We start from the raw sequence: 2,520 nt of genomic DNA, 5'->3' as shown, positions 1-2,520 counted from the left end.
CGGCGCGTCGAACCCGCCGTCCGGCCGCGCGAGGAACGTGAACAGCGCCACCGAACCGTCGCCGTACCCGTACAGCGCCGCCACGTCGTCCCGGCCGTCACCGTCGAAGTCCGCGTTCACCCGCGAGGAGGCGTCCTCGCGCCACGGCTCGGGCTCCGGCTGCGGGGCGGCCGCCGAGGCGACGTCCACGTAGTTGCGGTCGATGTTGAGGGTCGCCCCGCCCCAGGTCTCGGTCACCTCGCCCTCGTACTGGTGCACGCGGCGCTGGCCGGGCCAGTAGGTGCTGCCGGGCAGGCCCATCGAGGCGTTGGAGACGTCGGCCTTGTGGTTCCAGTTGGCGATCCACAGGACGTCCGGCTTGGAGTAGCGGGAGTTGCTGTGCAGGGCGCCCATGTCGCCGGAGTTCTGGATGTTCGCGTACACGCCGGGGCGGTAGCCCAACTCGCGGACCCGCGCGCTGTAGGCGGAGAGGTAGTCGAGGACCCGGGTGCGGTAGGTGGAGCTGTAGTCCTCCATGTCCGTGTAGAGGACGGTGCCGGCCGCGAAGCCGAGCGCCTTCGCCTTGGCCACCGCGTCGTCGGCGGACGCCCTGCCCTGCGAGGCGGCCTCGCCGGAGGAGATGCCGGTGGCCTGGAGGCCCGCGTAGATCGGGATCATGTGCCAGCCCTCGGCCGCGCGCCCGGAGACCCAGCCGGCGGTCAGGTTGGGCTGGGCGCAGACCCGGGTGGGACCGCCGATGTAGATGCCGACGCCGCCGTAGGGCGAGGCGCTCCTCCACGACTGCATCAGGCTCGCGGAGGGGGCGGTGCAGGCGTCGAAGGCCTTGCCGGTGTAGCCGGTGCTGGGCTCGGCGGCCGCGGCCCGCGCGGCTCCCGCCGCTTCGGCGCGGGGGGCGGGCAGCGTGCCGGGGACGGCGGCCGGTCCCACGCGGCCCGAGCGGACGACCCGGGAGACGGTGTCGGCGCTCGTGCCGTGGACGGCGGTGAGGAGCAGTCCGGCGCCCTCGACGGCCAGCGAGACCTCGCGGTCGGCGGCGTCGGAGATCCGCTGCGGGAGGGGCTTGCCGGCCGGGACCCGGAGCACGGAGGCGGGGTCGGCGACGGCCGCGCCGGCCAGGGGCTCCACCACCAGGGCGTCGGTCCGTTCGCCGACCGCCTCGGCGGGGCAGTCCTGCTCCGCCCCGGGGTGGCCCAGGTAGAGGGTGGCGGCGTCGAACCGGACGCAGGTGGCGGGCGCCTTCTCCAGGTCGACGACCCGCCAGTCCGCGGGGACGTCGAGCCGCAGTCCCCGGTACTCCACGGTGGTGGTGGCGGTGGCCGGTGCGGCGGCCTCGGGGAGCTGCCGCGGGACGGCGTGCGCCGCCGTGGCGGTCGCGCCGGAGAGGGCCAGGGCCGTCAGCGCGGAGGCGACGGCCCAGCCTCTGCGCGGGGCGCGCCGGGTTCGGACAGGGGGCGGGGTGGGCATGGAGGAGCTCGCTTCCGGTGTCGCGGGGTGGTGGACGCAGGGGCGGGGTGTGAGGGGCGAGGTGTGCGGGCGGGAGGGGGCGGAGCGGGGTGGGGTGGGGTGCGCGCGGGTCTGAGCGCGGTGGGCACGGGGGCGGGGCGGTGTGAGCGTGGGGCGGGGGCAGGGCCGGGGCGGGGCCCCGGGGCCGCCCGGCGGGTGCCGGGCGGCGTCCTGCGGCGGGGCCGGGCCGGGGGTGCGGGCCGGCCCCGGCCCCGGTCAGCCGAGCTTCACGTGGTCGCCCCACCAGTAGTCCGCGGGCACGTTCCAGGACCGCAGCGGGCTGGCGAACTTGCCGGTCGCGTCCGGCTTGAAGGTGTAGAGCGCGGCGCGGCCGTCGCTGTAGCCGTAGAACGCGGCCACGTCCGTGCGCCCGTTGCCGTCGTAGTCGCCGGAGGCGATCTGGACGTTCTCGCCCCACCAGTTGTCGGCGGGCACGTTCCAGGACCTGACCGGGCTGTTGAAGGTGCCGTCGGTCTTGGTGAGGAAGGTGTAGAGGGCGGCGCGGCCGTCGCTGTAGCCGTAGAACGCGGCGGCGTCGGCGCGTCCGTCGCCGTCGTAGTCGCCCGCGGTCAGCTTGACGTTGGAGAAGTTCCAGTTGCCCGGCTCGGTGGTCCAGGACTTGACGGGGGCCGCGAAGCCGCCGTCGGCGCCGGACTTGAAGGTGAACATCGAGACGGTGCCGTCCTCGTACCCGTACATCGCCGCCAGGTCGTCGCGGCCGTTGCCGTCGAAGTCGCCGGCGGCGAGCTCGACGTTCTCGCCCCACCAGTAGTCGGCGGGGACGTTCCAGGAGCGCAGCGGGGCGGAGAACTCGCCGTTGGCGTCGGGCTTGAAGGTGTAGAGGGCGGCCCGGCCGTCGCTGTAGCCGTAGAAGGCGGCGACGTCGTCCTTGCCGTTGCCGTCGAAGTCGCCGGAGGCGAGCTTGACGTTCTCCGGCCACCAGTTGCCCGGGGCGGTGGTCCAGGACTTCACCGGCGACGCGAAACCGCCGTCGGCCCCGGACTTGAAGGTGAACAT

2 protein-coding genes are annotated in these 2,520 nt (G+C 74.8%); both read right to left on the bottom strand.

Features of this window, described 5'->3' with window-relative positions; genetic code table 11:
- Window positions 1–1,464: DUF1906 domain-containing protein (locus IE287_RS38040; protein ID WP_189854004.1), on the bottom strand; the 1,464-nt coding region annotated here is incomplete at its 3' end.
- Window positions 1,465–1,719: 255 nt separating this feature from the next.
- Window positions 1,720–2,520, bottom strand: an 801-nt coding sequence (locus IE287_RS38035) for an FG-GAP repeat domain-containing protein (RefSeq protein ID WP_189854003.1), incomplete at its 5' end; no start/stop codon positions are given.

This window comes from Streptomyces omiyaensis, from assembly GCF_014650895.1.
Classification (GTDB): Bacteria; Actinomycetota; Actinomycetes; order Streptomycetales; family Streptomycetaceae; genus Streptomyces; species Streptomyces omiyaensis.
Note: the sequence above shows the minus strand (reverse complement) of the source record. Positions and strands in the feature narration are given on the sequence as shown.